The sequence below is a fragment of the Micromonospora humida genome (assembly GCF_016901255.1).
GTDB classification, from domain to species: Bacteria; Actinomycetota; Actinomycetes; order Mycobacteriales; family Micromonosporaceae; genus Micromonospora; species Micromonospora wenchangensis.
This window is the reverse complement of record NZ_JAFEUC010000009.1, coordinates 280,574-295,930: the sequence shown is the minus strand read 5'-3', so window position 1 is coordinate 295,930 and position 15,357 is coordinate 280,574. Positions and strand designations below refer to the sequence as shown.

Genomic DNA, 15,357 nt, shown 5'->3' with positions numbered 1-15,357 from the left:
CGGTGGTCCTGCGGGCGCGCGCCGGTGCGGTGGCCCGCGCCGCCGCCGTCCGCGCGGGCGCCTTACGGGCGGTGGCCTTGCGGGCGGTGGACTTGCGGGCGGTCGTACCCGTGGTCTTCGTCGCCGCTGCTTTGCGGGCGGTCGTCGCGCTCGTCTTCCGGGCCGGCGCCGCCTTCGCGGTCGACTTCGACGCGGGGGCGGTCCTGGCGGTCGACTTGCGGGCCGGTGCCTTCGTGGCGGCGGCCTTCTTCGCGGGCGTGGCCTTCTTCGCCGCCGTGGTCCTCTTCGCCACCGTGGTCTTCTTCGCGGGCGTGGCCCTCTTCGCGGGCGTGGTCTTGCGGGCCGCCGTCGTCTTCGCGGGCGTCGTCTTCTTCACGGCCGTGGTCTTCCTGGCGGCCGTGCTCTTCGCGGCGGGTGTCGTCTTCCTGCCGGGTGACGTCTTCTTCGCGGCCGTCGCCTTCTTGGCTGCCGTCCGGGCGGTGGCGGTGGTCTTCTTCGCCGCCGCGGCGGCGGTCCGCTTCGCCGTGGTGGTCTTCTTCGCCGCGGTGCTCCGGGCGGCGGCAGTGGTCTTCTTCGCCGCCCCGGCGGTCTTACGGGCGGCGGTGGTGGTCTTGCTGGCGGTCTTCTTCGCCGGGGCCTTCGTCGCCGTGGACCTCGACGCGGGGGCCTTCGACGCGGCACTGCGGGCCGCCGGCGCCTTCTTCGCCGTCGACTTCGAGGCGGGGGCCTTCGACGCGGTGCTCCTGGCGGCCGGGGCCTTCGTCGCCGTCTTCCTGGCGGTGCCGGTGGACGGGGTCCGGCCCGAGCCGGCGCCCGCCGCGCTCGCCGTGGCCCGACCGGCCGACGCCTTGCGGGCCGCAGCCGTGGTCGTGGTCGAGCGGCGGGCCGCGGTGCTCCGGGTCGCGCCTGCGGTTCGTTGCGCGGCGGCGGTCTTCGTCGCGGCCGGGCGGGTGGTGGCCTGTGCTGCTTCGGCCATCTCGGTTCCCTCCTTGGGGACATGCTCCCGCGTGCCTCCTCACGGAGGCACGGAGTCCTCGACGCGGGCCGTCCCGCGCCGTTCAGTTGCCCTCCCCGGCCCAGCGGGCGTCTTCGGCCTCCCACGCCTCGTTACGCTCCTGCACCTTCTGCAGGGCGTTCTCCGCGTCGGCAGCCGAGGGATACGGTCCGAGAACGTGCTTGGCAGGGCACACGTCGGCATCGGTCTCGACCCGGTGGTGTCGGGTGCACCAGTAGTAGTGCCCACCACTTCCGCTGTCGTTCATGAGATCACTGTGCACCGGGCGCAGCCCGACCGCCACCGGATCGCCGCAATTGGTCGCGACCACATCCACAGTAGACGTGCTCGACGGTCCCGGAGGCGAAACCGCGAAATTGCCCCCGACCTGCCCGGACGTCGTCGGAACCGGCCCCCGCCACACCGGATCGGCCCGGGTTGCGGGGCCGCCGCAACGCCGCGCGGGGTGGGCCGAAAAGCCGGTGGTACGACGCCGGACGCCCGCACCCGCCGGCCGGGCTACGCCACCGGATGCTCACCGCCCGCACCCCGCAGGAGCCGACGGTGACGCTGGACGACAGCCGGATGGAGCGTCTCGACGCGGAGTTGGGCCGGCACTTCGACCGGACGGCCCGGACCGTCGCCTGGTCCGGCTGAACCGTCGTCCGTGGTGTCCACGGTCGGGACAGCCGCCGTGGCGCGCGGTGGCCGACGGGTCGGGGACTTCCGGCCCTACCATCCGGACCAGGTACCTGGTATCAGGTCACCGCCGAGACGGACCATCCCTCACCTGGTCCCCTCGACGGGACCGCCGGCCGACCCGGGTCGGCCGGACAGCCCCGATGCGGCGGCCCCGGGTGCGACCGACCCGGGGTGTGTGCGAGCCTCGTCAGACCTCTTGCGGCGCTGCCATCGCCCGCCACCTGGGCGGGACGACGACGATGTCGACGGCGCCGCCCTGCCGAACCGGGAGAACACCACCGTGGCTAGCCTGGACGTCGCCCTGAAGAACGCGATGAATATCGACGGAGCGATCGGGGTGGCGCTCGTCGACTACAGCAGCGGCATGACCCTCGGCGTGGCCGGCGGCACCGGCGAGATAGATCTGACCGTCGCCGCCGCCGGCAACACCGACGTCGTCCGCGCCAAGATGCGCACCCTGGAGATGCTCAAGATCGAGGACGAGATCGAGGACATCCTGATCACCCTCGGCAGCCAGTACCATCTGATTCGCCCGCTGACCGGCCGCACCGGCAAGGGCCTCTTCCTCTACCTGATGGTGAGCAAGAGCCGGGCCAACCTGGCGATGGCCCGGCACCAGTTGCGCACCATCGAGGAGAGCCTGGAACTGTGACCGCAGACAAGACCGAGACCGCCCTGCCCCGTCGCGCGTCCCGCGCCGCCCGCGCGTCCCGCGCCGCCGCCCCGCCTGCCGCCCGGCCGCTCCCGCCGTCGCTGGCCGGGGACCGCTCGCTGCCGTACCCGGCGATCAGTCGTGAGTTGGCGGAGCTCAGGCACGAGATCCCCGGGGTGCAGGGCTGCGTCCTGGGTGGCGTCGACGGCCTGCTCATCACGCACAACCTGCAGAACGAGGTGGACCCGAACGACCTGGCCGCGCTCGCCGCGACCACCTTCGGCCTCGGCCGGCAGGTCGGCATGCGGCTGGGCCAGGGCGACTTCCAACAGTCGACGGTCCGCAACCAGGGCGGCTACCTGAGCGTCTACGCGGTCAGCGAGCAGGCCCTGCTCGCCGTGATCGGCACGGACACCGTCAACGTCGCCCGGCTGCACCTGAACGCCCCGGGGGTGGCCGGCCGGATCGCGGCGCTGCTGACGCCGGTACCGACGGAGGACTGACCCGCACGGCGGGGGCGCGGCCGTGCACGCCGCTCCCCCGCCGGAAGGGACGGAAGACCCGATCTAACGGGTGAATCCCGACCTCTGTCCACACTCCACCGCAGCAGCCGACCAGACACCCTGGAACTGGCTTTTCCGAAATAATCTCCACTGCCGGGAAATAGTAATCACAGATTGGCCGAAAACGCGCGACACAGCAACGATAATTGACCGTGAAAGTAACTACGTCGACACATGTTTCTGATCAAGTCGACGCATGCGACTCTCCGTATCCGCACCTGCGACGCGGGCCACGCGTCGGCAGTTACTGTTGCTGTCAGGGCTGCTCGCGCTGACCGTCCCCCTGGTAGCCGCCCCCGCCGAGGCAGACCGTGCCGTCGGCTCCGGCGTCACCATGCCCACCTGCGCCTGGCCGTCGAAGTACGGGGCGACGAGCCTGAACGCCTACTGGCCGGACACCGCCGCCACCTACTGGTCGACCGTCTATCCGGTCACGCCGGGCCTGGAAATCACCCTCTCCGGAACCTTCCCCGACGCCAGGTACGTATCTTTCAACGTGTACGACGACAAGCCCACCTACTTCACCCGCAATGGCGTCAGCTCCAGCATGCCCGATTACCTCATCACGCCGGACGCGGGCAGCAGGAATCCGTGGCAGACCGGTGCCGCGCCGGGCGGTCGGTTCACCCTCACCATCGCCCACGACGTGGCCTTCGGGCAGACCAACCGGATGCCCCTGGCGCGGGAGGACGCACTGCCCGGCGCGAAGGCGTCGGTCATCTTCCGGGTCTACCTGCCCGCCGGTGGCGACGCGACCGTCGTCCTGCCCACCATGACCCTCACCCTCGACGGGGTGTCGCAGACCCTGCCGCCCTGCCCGCCGGGAGGCGGCGGCACCCCCACCACCCCGGCGACCGCGAACGCCCGGGAGGCGGGGCTGTCCGGCGCAGGCGGTCCCGGGGACGGGCCGGGGCATCCCGGCGGACCCGGCCATCCCGGCGGTCCTGGCCCCGGCGGCCCCGGCCCCGGCGGCCCCGGCCCCGGTGGACCCGGCCACCCCGGCGGCCCTGGCCCTGGTGGACCCGGTCACCCCGGCGGACCTGGTCATCCCGGTGGGCCGGGCGGACCCGGCGGACCAGGTGGACCCGGCGGACCGGGCGGACCCGGCGGGCCGGGCGGGCCGGGCGGACCAGGTGGACCCGGCGGGCCGGGGCATCCGGGTGGGCCGGGGCATCCGGAGGAGACCGGGCAGAAGCTCTTCACCCGGACGTCGGAGGTGGAGAACCTCGCCCCCAACCCCGACAACGCCTACCTCGGGACCTGGGTCACCCCGCCCGCGGCGGACCAGGTGCTGGTGATCCGGGGTCGGGCACCACGGGCGGTCACCGGCAACCATCCGGGCATCTGGCCGCGCCGGCACGCCGACCTGCGCTACTTCTCGATGTGCACCAACCTCGGCGGCCAGGTCAAGCCCGTCGTGATCAACCGGTTCACCGACGCGCCGGCGAGTCTCGGCTGCCGCTACGACGACGACACCCGCCTCGACCGGCACGGCTACTACACGTACGTGCTCGGCCGGGAGCAGCAGCGGGCGGCCATCGAGGCGGTGGCCGACGCGACCTTCCTGCCGTTCTCCGTCTCGTACCCGCTGGCCCCGCACATGGTGCTGCTGCGGAACCTGCTGCCGGTGGCCGGATTCCCGCACGCCACCCAGAACGTGCCGGTGGACAGCACGGCGGAGACGGCCGCCACCGTGATGGGGCCGCACTATCCGCTGCTGAAGGTGTGCTCCCTCGCCAGCCTGGCCGCCGACGGGGGTCGCGTGTGCACCGCCTGAGCTGAACAGACGGGTCGTCCGGGCGTCGTCGACGCCCGGACGACCCTGTCGTTGCACCGCGACCACACACCGATCGGATGCCCGACAGCGGTAAACCTGCACCACCGCCCAGGGGTGTACTCCACAGAGTCCCGGCGACGTCCGATCTGGAGGAACGATGTCCCTGAACGCCCTGCGTGCCCTCGTACCCCTCGCCCTGCTGGCGGCACTGGCCGCCTGCGACCCCGCGCCGGCCGGTCCGGTGGCCGGCTCCGGCTCCCCCGGCCCGGTGACCGGTTCGGACGCCGCGTCGCCCCCACCCGGCGGCACCGCCGTCCCCTCGTCCGCCGGCAGCCCGTCGCCGACGCGCGGCACGGCGTCCGCCGCCCCGGCGGCCACCCGAGCGGCCTGCCCGGTCGGTGCCGCGACCCTCCAGCAGGTGTCCGGGCTGGACAGGAAGACCCACCGGATCGACCCCGACCACATCAAATGCGTCCGGCAGTGGGCGACCGCCGGGGTGCTCGCCGTCGACCCGTCGCAGCAGGGGGACGGGGTGCTGGTGTTCGAGCACTCGGCGAGCGGGTGGAAGAAGATCGGCGAGGGCAGCGCGCTGGAGTGCAGCCCGTACGGCATCCCGAAGGAGATCGGCGACCAGGTCGGCTGCCGCGACCACGACTGACACGGACGTGCTGGCGGTGCCGCAGGTCGGAATGGCACGAAAGTCCCGCAATCAACGGTCGACGTTGTCCGTGCATGCCATTCTGCGTTGTCTTTCAGCGCCAGAAACGCTGTCGCGACGATTCGACAAGAATTGTGCGCGCCCGGGGTTGGCCGCAACCGAACCGATTGCTAAGGTCACAGGCAGTCGTACGACGATACACGGGGATCCTCAATGTGGAGCCTCGGCGTCCGCCGAGTCCTTTCCCGCAGGCGAGGAGATAGCAAATGAAGAGTTTCGTGACTAAGGGCGTTCGCCGTCAACTCGGCCGAGTCGCGGTGGTCGCCATGGTCGGTGCGGCCGGACTGGTGGGAGCAACGCCGGCACACGCATTCCCGAGCAACTGCGAGGTCGCGACCATCTACGAGGACGGTGTGGGGATCGGTGGCACGACGAAGTGCACGTCGGGTACCGGAACACATCGGGTGGGCATCCACTGCTCGAACGGCCAGGACTACTACGGGGAATGGAAGAACACGGGAACGTCGGCGACCCGCATCTCCCGCAGGGAATGCCCCGCCATCGGTGTCATCCTGAGCTACCGCTGGCTGGAAGCACGCAGCTGACCATTCTCCGACGGGTGTCCCGGAATCGCATTTCAGGATAGGCGGGGCACCGGGGTGACAAGTCTGAGCCGAGGCAAAATACGGCTCAGACTTGTCACACCGTCGGCACCTCGCGACCAGCGAGCCCATGCGTCGCTGCCTGCACGCCCACGGGAGCGGTATCGGATTGTCCGGCGACCAGGGAGCAGGCAGCATCGATCGGGTGGACCTCGTGGCTCAGTGGGTACGCGTCTGCTGGACCAAGCAGTCACGCGGAGGTCACCACGCCGGCCGCCGCAACGCCGCGCCCTCGGCGTTCGCGCTACCGCAGATCCACGCCCGCCACACCCATGAAGTCACCATGCACGAGCGGGACAGGTTTCAACCGCATGCCCGACTGCACGACGGCGTGCCAGCCCGCGATGCCGTCCAGCTTCGTCACGACGGGGACCACATCCGCGTCGAGGTGATCCCGCCGGCCCGGGGCATGCCCCGCCGACACCGTCGCCCGCCGGCCGTACGCCTCACCCGGGGCCACTGGCTGCGCTGGCAGATCAACTACCGCTTCACCGATCACTGCACGGGAGACTGGCTCTACCGTCTGGACACGTGGAACATCGCCCACGGCCCCGTTTCCCTCGACGTCTTCCTCACCGATCCACGTCACAGCATCGATGAACGGACCACCCTGCGGTGAGCGGAGCCGATACGCATCTGGTGGGCGACGAACGAGTCGACCTGGATGCCGGCTCAAGATCGTCACACCGTGTCGTTGGTTGTCACACAGATGGATCCCAGGCCGCGAGCTGATCGAAGACACGACGGTCGCCTTCGAACTTCAGCGACTCCAGCGGTATCCGGCCGTAGAAGAACATGACCAGGTCACTGGCCGTGCCCTCGGCGGAGGCGTCGGGCGTACCGATGCCCTCTGCGGCACCGGGCGTGAGGCGGGCGACGTCCGCGCCTGCGTGGGAGAGCCGAAGGCGCCAGGAACGGCCCTCGGTGGCGTGGTAGTCGACGACGGCTGCGGCATGCGGCCAGGCGACCGTCGTCGCGCAGAGGGTGAACTGGCAGTCGTCGAAACCGTCGAGGGCGACCTCCTCCGGTAGCGGCTGCGGGGCACCCAGGGTGAGCTGGACGTCGTAGGTGTGCACCGCGATCTCCGGCACCTGACACCGGGCCCACGCACCAGAGGTTTGCGGTGACGGCGAGTCATCCCACCACGTCCAACACCTGCGGTCCGGGCCAGCCTCACGTAGCGCGCTCGTCAGCAATTCGACGGACTCCGTCCACCAGACCAGCAGTGCATCGCGTTCACGAGGCGCACCCGTGCCGTCATCCCAGGCCGACTTCTCCGGAGGCGCGTCTGCGGGCCCAGCGGCGACGATGGCGGCTGACTTGCGGCGGCTCATGCCCACGTGCTGCACGAGATCGAACAGCGTCCGCCCGGGATGGGTCGGCACCTGCATGTCGAGGCTGGGTGCTGCGGCGACCGCAGCGCGGAAGGCAGTCGACCGTTCGTCGATCAGCCGCAGATGGTCAGAGAACGTGAGAACTTTGTGCACCGGGCTTTGTATCACTGGGTTCCGACGACCAAACAGCGAATTTCGCTACCGATCACAACAGGTCGGAGGTCAGGTCGTCGGCCGGGGGTTCTTGGGAGAGATCGTCGGTCGCACGCCGGGCGCGTTCCCCGCTGGTGGGCAGCAGGTGGGTGTAGACCGGAGGGGTGAAGCCGGGGTAGATCATCGACACCCGAACATAGAACCAGCTCAGAGCCTTGATCACGGCTCTGAGCTGGTGGGCGACGGACGAGTCGACCTGTACGCCGGATTACGAAGGTGAAATGCCCGCTGAGCTGGGGCGGAGCCCGGCGACAACCGCTGTGGGCCGTCGCTGGGCCGTCAGGGCTTATCCCCCGAGGCGAACAGTTCGTCGATCGCGTTGCGGGTGCGTTCCTCGCTGGCCGGCATCAGGTGCGTGTAGACGCGGAGGGTGAAGCCGGGGTCGGCGTGGCCGAGGTACGAGGCGAGGGCCTTGATGCTCTCCCCCGCGTCGAGCAGCGACGAGGCGTAGAAGTGGCGTAGCGCGTGCATCCCGGTGGCCCTGGTCGGCGTGATGCCGGCCGCCACGACAGCCGGTCGCCAACTCTTGTTGTCGAAGGTGCGCCGGTTGATCGCACCCCGCCGGGTCGTGGTAAACAGCAGCGGCACCGTGACCCGCTCGTCGTCGGCCGGGTTCTCCCACGGCAGGGTGAGCGGCACCGGGGCGAAGTCGTCGAGATGCTGGCGCAGCACCTGGGCGACGGAGTCGGGCAGCGGCACCCGGCGGTCACGGTCGTTCTTGGGCAGCCCGAAGACGAGCCGGGAGCGGACGAGCTTGACCTGACGCGAGACGTGCACCCACCCCGCGTCAAGGTCGATGTCGTCGACGCCGAGCCCCAGGATCTCGCCCTGCCGCAGCCCGCAGCCCGCGCCCAGGTCGACCATCGGGCGGTACCGCTGGGCGAGGCCACCGCGGATTGCCGAAACCTGTTCGTACCGCCACGGCACCACCCGACGTTGCACCGGTCGCGGTGGGGTGACTGACTTTGCCGAACACGGGTTCTTGGCGATCCGCTCGTCGTCGACGGCCGCGCCGAGGATGGTCCGCAGATGGGCGAAGACGACGGCCCGGGTTGCCGGGGCCAGCTTGCCGACCATCGCGGCGTCCCACTCCCGGACGTGCCCCGGCTTGATCTCGGCCAGCTTCCGCGCGCCGAAGAACGGGAGCAGGTGTTTCCGTACCCGGAACTCCGTGCTCTCCCGGGTCGACTCGTCGAACGAGCGGGTACGGAGCCAGGTTTCGGCGTACTCGGCGAAGGTCATCCGGCCGGCGACCGGGTCGACGTAGGAGCCCCGCAGCTTGTCCGTCTCCGTCGAGACGAGGAACGCCTCAGCGTCGCGCTTGGCCCGGTCCGGGAAGGACTGGCTACGCTCCCGGCCATCCGGCCCGATGTACCGGACGCGGTAGCGCAGACCCTTACCGAACCGCTCGGACTTCACACGCTCAGTACGGCCGCCAGGATGCCGAACGACGTTGTACCAGCGATCTTCTACGTGTGCCATCAGGCCGCCGCCTGCTCACGGAACCACGCTCGGACTGCTTCCGGTTCGTATCGCAGGTGCCGGCCGACCCGAGCCGCCGGCGGTCCGTATTTGACCTTGCGCCAGCGGTACAGCGTTTCCTGCGGCACCCGGAGATAGGCCGACACCTCCTGCACCGTCCAGAGCTCATCGTTCACCACCGTCACAGCCCCTCCCCCGTTATGTCGCCCGTTCCTGTTGCTGATCCGTCGTCGGGGAGCTGCGCGGCCCGGTCCTTGGCGGCGAGCAGTTCGGAGCGCCAGCGGGCACGCTCGCTGATCGACCGCAGCAGCCGGTGAGCCATGGCCGGCACGTCAGGGTCATCGGGTCGGGCGAGTTCCCAGGCGTGCCGGACCGGTTCGACGGTGGCGCCCTGGTCGTCGACCCCATCCAGGCCGACCGTGACACCAAGCAGCGACCGCACCCAGGCCCGGACGTCGTGCTTGTGGTCGCTGAGCGTCTTGCCGGACCAGTCGCGGGAGATGAGGATGCGTCGGCCGCCGATGCCGAGGGTGTCCCGTTGGTGGACCTTGCCCTTGCAGCGGCCCGGCTTAAGCTTGGCGTGTGCCTTCTTGGGTTGGATGCCGTAGAGCAGCCAGTTGGCGCACCGGTCGGTGCAGGGGGTGACGCGTAGTTCCCGCCAGAGCCGGTCGAGGTGTTTGCGTTGCCGGTCGGTGGTTGCCTTGTGGACGTCGCCGGTGTGTTTGGTGATGTACTTCGTGACGTACCGGATGGTCCGTTCCGCGTCGGTGGTGCCGGGCATGACTCCCCGCGCGTCGACCTGGGTACCGAAGCGCACGACGTGCACCGGTTCCGCTTCCGGGTCCTCGTCGATGGCGTCGAGCGCTTCCGTCCAGGTGGTCAACGGGTGCCGGGTGTCCGGGTCGACCCACGCCGAAGCGTCCTCGTTCCACACGGGAGGCCGGTCGGCGGTGTACTGCTGGACGTCGACCGCCGGCCACCACACCTGGTGATACGTCGCCGCCGCCACGGTGCGCAGGGTGTCGCGGGGAATCGTGCCCCGGATGGCGAAGTGCGCGTGTGGGGCGAGTCGGCGTTGCGGCTCGACGCAGCCGGCGTACTGGACGTTCCAGCCCTCGCAGCGGCGTAGGTTCTGCCAGAACCGGTCGAGGAGTCGGGGGAAGTGGACGGCGTCCCAGGCGGCGCGGCGGTAGTCGTACCGGTCGGGGTTGACCGGGGTGCCGTCGGGGCGGACCGGGCCGTAGGAGTCGAGGGTGAGGGTCAGCCACATCGACGGCCGGTAGGTGGTGCCGTCCGCAGCGGTGTACGTCCTGCCGACGGTGCGCCGTTCGACCTTTCGGCGGGGCAGCTCGGGTGCGTCCTGCCGCCGTTTGGTGGAGCGCTTGCGCCGGCGGCCGGTGTCGTCGTCGGCGTCCTCGTCGACGCCGGCGTGGGGTGGTCCGACCCGCCCGCGTAGACCCTCCGCCGTGATGGCCTCTTCGACCTCGCGGATTCCCTCGTCGAGTTCTTCGACCTGCTCCCACTCGGCGGCGCGGATCGCCTCGTCGCGGGAGAACTCCAGGTGCGCACGGAACAGGATGAGTGCCTTTTGTTCCTCGGTCGCCGGTTCCGGTGGCGGCAATGGTTCGTCGTCGCGGTGCCAGCCCTCCCGGATCTGGGCCTGCCGCAGTCGGCGGTTCTTCTTGGCGCACGGGGCGCACTTGTCTTCCCGGGTGGCCCCACAGGGCAGGTCGATGACTTCGGTCAGGCCGGTGTCGAGATCGGTGCGGCGCATGGCGAGGGGACGCACGCAGACGCCGTACTCGGCGGCGATCTCCTTGAGCACATCGACCGAGCGAGGAAGCGCCATGCGGGCCGCCCGCGACCCCGGCCGAGGAGCAACAGCCGAGGTCGGGGCGACGGGTTCGAGGCCCGGCAGGGTGGGGGCGGTCATCGGATGATCCCGACGACGTGCGGCCGGTTCGAGGGAACGACACGCGGAGGCAGCACCGCCGCCGGAGCAGAGATGGCAGCCGGCTGGACGGGGTCGGCCGGACGCTGGGGTTCCGGGTCGGTGGTGGTCTGCTCGGGCACCTCGTACCAGTCGCCTGGGGGTTGGTCTGGTGCGGGAGCCGGCGGCACGGCGGGGGCGTTGGACAGGACGACCTTGACCAGGGCGAGGAACGCCAGGGAGGGCACGGCCGCCACGGTCCAGCCCCACACCGACGGTTCGGCTTCGGCGACCTGGGCGGCGAGGGAGAGCAGCGCGAACGCGACCAGGAGTGAGCCGACCAGGCCGACGGGTCGACCGGCACGGCGGCGGGCGCGGAGTTCCAGGCCGAGGTAGATGGTCATCAGTTCGACGGCTACGGCGTTGGCCCAGCCGATCCAGTCGGGTTGGCCGTGGGCGACGGACAGGTCGTGGACGTGGGTGAAGGCGGCAGCGCCGGCCATGGTGCCGATGGCGAGCAGGATCACCAGGCGTACGGCGGTTTCGGTGCGTGCGGTCATCGCCACTCCTGCATCGGCTTCTCGCGGATGGTGAGGTCGATGCGGATGCGCCGGTCGGCCATGTCGGGGCGGCGGTTGACCATGTGCGCGAGGCCGTGCAGGGCGGCGGCGGTCTGGTCGGCGGGGCCGACGAGCCGGATGCGCAGCGGACGCCGGAGCCGGTTGATGACGCGGGCGAGGGTGGTCATGGCGGTTACCTCCGGGCAGGTCGGATGTCGGTGCGGATGTAGTCGGGAGGGGTGCCGAGGGTGGCGACGGCTTCGGAGAGGCACCGCCACAGCGCCCACGCCTCATCGGGGGTCAGGGACATCCGCCGCCGGCCCGCACCGACCGCCAGATAGACGGGGTACGGGTCGGGTCGGTCGGGGTCGACGCGGACGGACACGGCGGTGACCGGTTCGGGGGTACGCAGCCGGTAGAAGCGCCGGCCGTCGGTGGGGCCGGTCATCGGGGTTCGCCCTGGTCGGCGTCGAGGATGGTGCGCAGCGCGTCGGGCAGCAGTGGCCCACGTCGGGGCCGGGGCAGGGCCGGCCGGACCGGTTCCGGGGTGGACTCCCGGCCGACCTGGGCGAGGATGTCCGCCGCCTCGGCCGGAGCCGGGTACCGCTGGGCCAGGTCGCGGATGTCGTCGTCGCTGACGTAGGAGAACCGGACCCGCATCGGTTCCGGGGTGCCGTCGAGGATCACGTACCCCACGCCCTTGGCCCATCGGGGCATCTGATCCGCGAGAGCGCCCCGGTTGCGGGCACCGTCACCAAGCACGAGATCAACCTGAGCGGCTTCGGTGAGGCCGAGGGCGATGCGGGTCGGGAACAGGTCCCGGAACGGCAACACCTCCTTACGCGGGTCCTGCAACGCGGCCACCACCAGCACCCCGACCCCGGCACCCTGCGACAGCAGCAGCCCCAGCGATGATGCGATGCGCTTACGCAGGTCGACGTCTTGCAGGTACGCGGTCAGTGCGGCCATCTCGTCGATGACGACCACGACCAGGGGGTCAGCCTCGGTCGGCGTGTGCACCCGCACGGTGCCGGCGAGTCGGGTCTGACGCTCCCGCATCACGGTCACGGCCTCGTCGAGGAGATCCGCCATGGCCTCGAACGACTTGCAGGCGAACCGGGCGAACAGCGGCCGGCCCATGGCGAACTCCATCCCGCCCTTGGGGTCGATCACCCACAGCCGCACCAGGCCCGACGTGATGCCACCGGCCAGCGAGCGGACCAGCGACCACAGCACCGAGCCCTTCCCGGAGCGGGTGGCCCCACCGATCAGCACATGGGTGGCGAGCAGGTGCAGCGACCAGGTCCCCAGGTCCTCCCGCCGCGCCAACGGCAGCGCCGTGAAGTCGGGGACGGCCGGGGTGTCGAACGGCGGCACCACCGGCCGCAGCGCATCGGTACGGACGAGCACCAGGTACACCAGCGTGGGCCGGTCCCGGAACCGCAGCCGGTCGACCCACCCGAGCGGCAGCGCCGAGTAGCCGGTACGGGTCGGCGGGGTGTCGGGCCGCTCGGAGTAGACCCGGGCGTGCCGCCGGCCGAAGGCGTACGCGAGGTTCGCGGTGACCTGTTGGAAGTCGGCCGGGGTCTGCCCCCGGACCATGCGCACGGTCAGCACGTCCAGGGCCTGATCCGAGCGCACCCGCAGCAACTGCGGCAGGACCGGCAGATGGTCATACGTTGCGGCCAGGCCGCACAGGGTCATCGCCTCGGGCCAGGCCCGCCGGTAGACGACGACCTGACGGAACCGGCCGAGCAGCGGCCCGGCGCACCACCGCCACCAGGACGTCTCATCGCGCCACCGCCACAGCGCCGACACCGCCGACGCCAGGACCAGCGGCACCACCAGGCCCGGCCAGCCGTGCTCGACGTAGAGGACGACGGCGGCCACGGCCAGGCCCACGGTGACCGGGTGTCGCAGGCACCACCAGCAGAACCGGGCGGTCCAGCGCAGCACCAGGCCGAGCACGACCAGCCACATCGGCAGGACGAACCGCTTCGGTCGGACCACCATCAGGTCCCCGGCGGTCACCATCACGACCCCGCCACGAGGCCGGCGCATCATCGCCCACCCCGCAGGGACACGAACCGGCCCGATGCATCCCGGACCGGAGGGAACGGAAGAACGAGCTGCCCGACACACCCGGCACATCGACCGTCGGCACCGGTGGCCGGGTCGAACCGGGACTGACACACCTCGCACCGAGGCGAAGCCGGGGCAGCCGAACGCCTACGCTTGGACACGTCACTACCTCTCTCGACAGAGCAGGGGGAAGAGACACCAAGGGGGCGGGGCTGCCGTCCGCCAAGACCAGACAGCCCTGCCCCCCAACCTTCAGCGGCTACGCCGCCGCCTTCTTCGCCACACCCGCCGGGGCGCGCATCCCGGTCGCCCGCAGCGAGTACGCCATCCGGTTGTTGTTCGTCACGTACGGCGTGACCGTCATGCCCTCGAACTCCACCGCCTCGAACGGCGCACCCGTCGGCGGCACCGGCTGGTAGTCAGCGGAGATCTTGACCGTCGTCTCCCGGGACCGCTTGCCAAGCTCCGGATCCAGGTCCATCACCCGCACCTGCCACACCCGCTGACCGGTCAGCTTGTCCTTCGCCGGGCTACGCCGCCCGGTCTTCTCGTCGTAGTCCTCGACCTCACCCAGCGACTCGGGAACCAGGGCGCACCCCGCCGGGAAGACGTCCTCACAACGCACGGCGAACCTCGTACCGCCACGCAGAGCCATCGCTCAACCTCCAAGTTGTTGGCATGTCTGCCAAGTGGAGACTCCAAGGTAGACGCCACTTGGCAGACAAGTCAACAAGCTTCGCGGCCCCCTGCGGATTGGTCGACATGTCGACTGCCGGACGAACCAATTGACATCAATACGACAGAACCTTGCTTTTCGAACTATGCACGAGGGAGACTGGCCGGCCCTTACTGTCAGCGTCCGACCATGTGCGGAGTGTTTGTGACCACCCCTGATGACCCGCAGAGTCAAGCCCGACACAATGAGACGGAGGCGCGGCCTGTCAGCGCTTTCGAGGCTCAGGAGAGATACCGAGAAATCGGCAAGAACTACGAACTGGCAATCGATCAGCTCCGCACGGCCAGATCCGCCCAGTTCGCATACTGGCTAATCCTGATTTCCAGCTTCGCGCTAATTGCACTACTTGCCTACTCGGTAGTTGTCGGGCTATGGCACGAAAAGCCCGTCACAACCCGCTATGTCGGGCTGATTGCACTGTTGGTTCTGTGCATTGGCGTGGGTTGGCTTGTCCTCAAAAACCGCCGCAAGATAATTGAGTTCGATGTGATGGTGCGCAACCTCGGGCATGATCGCCAGAGTGCCGCCACTCGAATACCATCAGAGTCTCTGGAGTCGCTCCGACTGTATCGGGAGGCGTCGCAGGATATTGTTGCACAGTTCCGCACCCGCGCTACTCGAAACCTCAGGGCACACAATACCGTTCAAGCCATTATCATCATCGGCTCCGTAGTCGCCTCCACCACCACGGCAGTCATGGCCGGGGAGCACCCGTTGAGCTGGGTTTCAACAGGTCTCACCGCCTTCATCAGCATCACCGCAGGGCTGGCCGCCTACTTCAAATTCCGCGAGCGCGGTTACAACTTGCAACTGACTGCCGATGAAATTGAGAAGCACTACAACGCCACACAGTTCCGTTTGAACGAATATGCAGAACACGGCGACGGAAAGGAAGCGTCGAGGCTGCGCCTGTTCGCACAGAATGTCGAGCGCTTGCGCGACGAGCAGCGCAAACGTGAACTCCAACTCGAACAGTCGCCAGGGCAGAAGGAGGAGCGATAAAGACCAGTCG

18 protein-coding genes are annotated in these 15,357 nt (G+C 69.8%); 8 read left to right on the top strand and 10 right to left on the bottom strand.

Translation table 11 applies throughout. The features are described 5' to 3' along the window. Positions 1-2: 2 nt before the first annotated feature. The 7 genes from JQX11_RS20005 to JQX11_RS19970 all read left to right on the top strand — a co-directional run bounded on the left by JQX11_RS20005 (position 3) and on the right by JQX11_RS19970 (position 6,627). Positions 3-1,562 (top strand): hypothetical protein, encoded by a 1,560-nt coding sequence (locus JQX11_RS20005; protein ID WP_204926451.1) that lies wholly within the window; start codon positions 3-5, stop codon positions 1,560-1,562. A gap of 414 nt (positions 1,563-1,976) precedes the next feature. Further along, positions 1,977-2,348, top strand: a complete 372-nt coding sequence (locus JQX11_RS20000) for a hypothetical protein (protein WP_088644871.1) — start codon at positions 1,977-1,979, stop codon at positions 2,346-2,348. After that, entirely contained in the window at positions 2,345-2,851 is a 507-nt protein-coding gene (locus JQX11_RS19995; protein WP_307826266.1) for a roadblock/LC7 domain-containing protein, read from the top strand. Before JQX11_RS20000 ends, JQX11_RS19995 begins: the two co-directional genes overlap by 4 nt. A gap of 256 nt (positions 2,852-3,107) precedes the next feature. After that, on the top strand, positions 3,108-4,688 hold the full coding sequence (locus JQX11_RS32625; protein WP_232378174.1) for a hypothetical protein: 1,581 nt from the start codon (positions 3,108-3,110) through the stop codon (positions 4,686-4,688). Between the two features lie 157 nt (positions 4,689-4,845). Beyond that, on the top strand, positions 4,846-5,346 hold the full coding sequence (locus JQX11_RS19980; protein WP_204926448.1) for a hypothetical protein: 501 nt from the start codon (positions 4,846-4,848) through the stop codon (positions 5,344-5,346). A gap of 266 nt (positions 5,347-5,612) precedes the next feature. Continuing rightward, the gene (locus JQX11_RS19975; RefSeq protein WP_204926447.1) at positions 5,613-5,951 is read left to right on the top strand and encodes a hypothetical protein; all 339 of its coding nucleotides are present in this window, start codon (positions 5,613-5,615) and stop codon (positions 5,949-5,951) included. Positions 5,952-6,153: 202 nt separating this feature from the next. Further along, the gene (locus JQX11_RS19970; protein WP_204926446.1) at positions 6,154-6,627 is read left to right on the top strand and encodes a hypothetical protein; all 474 of its coding nucleotides are present in this window, start codon (positions 6,154-6,156) and stop codon (positions 6,625-6,627) included. An 82-nt stretch (positions 6,628-6,709) separates the two neighbouring features. On the opposite strand, the gene JQX11_RS19965 is transcribed toward JQX11_RS19970, so the two are convergent. The 10 genes from JQX11_RS19965 to JQX11_RS19920 all read right to left on the bottom strand — a co-directional run bounded on the left by JQX11_RS19965 (position 6,710) and on the right by JQX11_RS19920 (position 14,264). Next, positions 6,710-7,495, bottom strand: coding sequence for a maleylpyruvate isomerase family mycothiol-dependent enzyme (locus JQX11_RS19965; protein ID WP_204926445.1), 786 nt, complete (start codon positions 7,493-7,495; stop codon positions 6,710-6,712). 52 nt (positions 7,496-7,547) lie between these two features. Further along, the gene (locus JQX11_RS19960; protein ID WP_204926444.1) at positions 7,548-7,718 is read right to left on the bottom strand and encodes a hypothetical protein; all 171 of its coding nucleotides are present in this window, start codon (positions 7,716-7,718) and stop codon (positions 7,548-7,550) included. A 116-nt stretch (positions 7,719-7,834) separates the two neighbouring features. Next, positions 7,835-9,037: a site-specific integrase gene (locus tag JQX11_RS19955; protein ID WP_204926443.1), complete on the bottom strand. Its 1,203-nt coding sequence runs from the start codon at positions 9,035-9,037 to the stop codon at positions 7,835-7,837. Then, complete coding sequence (locus tag JQX11_RS19950; RefSeq protein WP_204926503.1) at positions 9,037-9,216, bottom strand: helix-turn-helix domain-containing protein; 180 nt, start codon at positions 9,214-9,216, stop codon at positions 9,037-9,039. Before JQX11_RS19950 ends, JQX11_RS19955 begins: the two co-directional genes overlap by 1 nt. Positions 9,217-9,218: 2 nt before the next feature. Further along, on the bottom strand, positions 9,219-10,970 hold the full coding sequence (locus JQX11_RS19945; RefSeq protein WP_204926442.1) for a replication initiator: 1,752 nt from the start codon (positions 10,968-10,970) through the stop codon (positions 9,219-9,221). Then, the gene (locus tag JQX11_RS19940; RefSeq protein WP_204926441.1) at positions 10,967-11,527 is read right to left on the bottom strand and encodes a DUF2637 domain-containing protein; all 561 of its coding nucleotides are present in this window, start codon (positions 11,525-11,527) and stop codon (positions 10,967-10,969) included. The genes JQX11_RS19945 and JQX11_RS19940 overlap by 4 nt, the downstream gene beginning before the upstream one ends. Next, positions 11,524-11,715 carry a hypothetical protein gene (locus JQX11_RS19935; protein WP_145921118.1) on the bottom strand — a complete coding sequence of 64 codons (192 nt, stop codon included), beginning with the start codon at positions 11,713-11,715 and terminating at the stop codon, positions 11,524-11,526. Before JQX11_RS19935 ends, JQX11_RS19940 begins: the two co-directional genes overlap by 4 nt. A gap of 5 nt (positions 11,716-11,720) precedes the next feature. Beyond that, on the bottom strand, positions 11,721-11,975 hold the full coding sequence (locus tag JQX11_RS19930) for a hypothetical protein (protein ID WP_067305988.1): 255 nt from the start codon (positions 11,973-11,975) through the stop codon (positions 11,721-11,723). After that, on the bottom strand, positions 11,972-13,588 hold the full coding sequence (locus tag JQX11_RS19925) for an FtsK/SpoIIIE domain-containing protein (RefSeq protein ID WP_232378173.1): 1,617 nt from the start codon (positions 13,586-13,588) through the stop codon (positions 11,972-11,974). Before JQX11_RS19925 ends, JQX11_RS19930 begins: the two co-directional genes overlap by 4 nt. A 280-nt stretch (positions 13,589-13,868) precedes the next feature. Next, positions 13,869-14,264: a transcriptional regulator gene (locus JQX11_RS19920; RefSeq protein ID WP_104113758.1), complete on the bottom strand. Its 396-nt coding sequence runs from the start codon at positions 14,262-14,264 to the stop codon at positions 13,869-13,871. 219 nt (positions 14,265-14,483) lie between these two features. Here JQX11_RS19920 and JQX11_RS33470 point away from each other — a divergent pair, with 219 nt between their 5' ends. Further along, positions 14,484-15,347: a DUF4231 domain-containing protein gene (locus JQX11_RS33470; RefSeq protein ID WP_307826261.1), complete on the top strand. Its 864-nt coding sequence runs from the start codon at positions 14,484-14,486 to the stop codon at positions 15,345-15,347. Positions 15,348-15,357 lie beyond the last annotated feature (10 nt).

What these genes read in the sequence shown, in the direction of transcription:
- JQX11_RS32625 (WP_232378174.1), top strand. Translation starts at nt 3,108, where the DNA reads ATGCGACTCTCCGTATCCGCACCTGCGACGCGGGCCACGCGTCGGCAG.
- JQX11_RS19980 (WP_204926448.1), top strand. Translation starts at nt 4,846, where the DNA reads ATGTCCCTGAACGCCCTGCGTGCCCTCGTACCCCTCGCCCTGCTGGCG.
- JQX11_RS19975 (WP_204926447.1), top strand. Translation starts at nt 5,613, where the DNA reads ATGAAGAGTTTCGTGACTAAGGGCGTTCGCCGTCAACTCGGCCGAGTC.
- JQX11_RS19955 (WP_204926443.1), bottom strand. Translation starts at nt 9,037, where the DNA reads ATGGCACACGTAGAAGATCGCTGGTACAACGTCGTTCGGCATCCTGGC.
- JQX11_RS19945 (WP_204926442.1), bottom strand. Translation starts at nt 10,970, where the DNA reads ATGACCGCCCCCACCCTGCCGGGCCTCGAACCCGTCGCCCCGACCTCG.
- JQX11_RS19940 (WP_204926441.1), bottom strand. Translation starts at nt 11,527, where the DNA reads ATGACCGCACGCACCGAAACCGCCGTACGCCTGGTGATCCTGCTCGCC.
- JQX11_RS19935 (WP_145921118.1), bottom strand. Translation starts at nt 11,715, where the DNA reads ATGACCACCCTCGCCCGCGTCATCAACCGGCTCCGGCGTCCGCTGCGC.
- JQX11_RS19930 (WP_067305988.1), bottom strand. Translation starts at nt 11,975, where the DNA reads ATGACCGGCCCCACCGACGGCCGGCGCTTCTACCGGCTGCGTACCCCC.
- JQX11_RS19925 (WP_232378173.1), bottom strand. Translation starts at nt 13,588, where the DNA reads ATGCGCCGGCCTCGTGGCGGGGTCGTGATGGTGACCGCCGGGGACCTG.
- JQX11_RS19920 (WP_104113758.1), bottom strand. Translation starts at nt 14,264, where the DNA reads ATGGCTCTGCGTGGCGGTACGAGGTTCGCCGTGCGTTGTGAGGACGTC.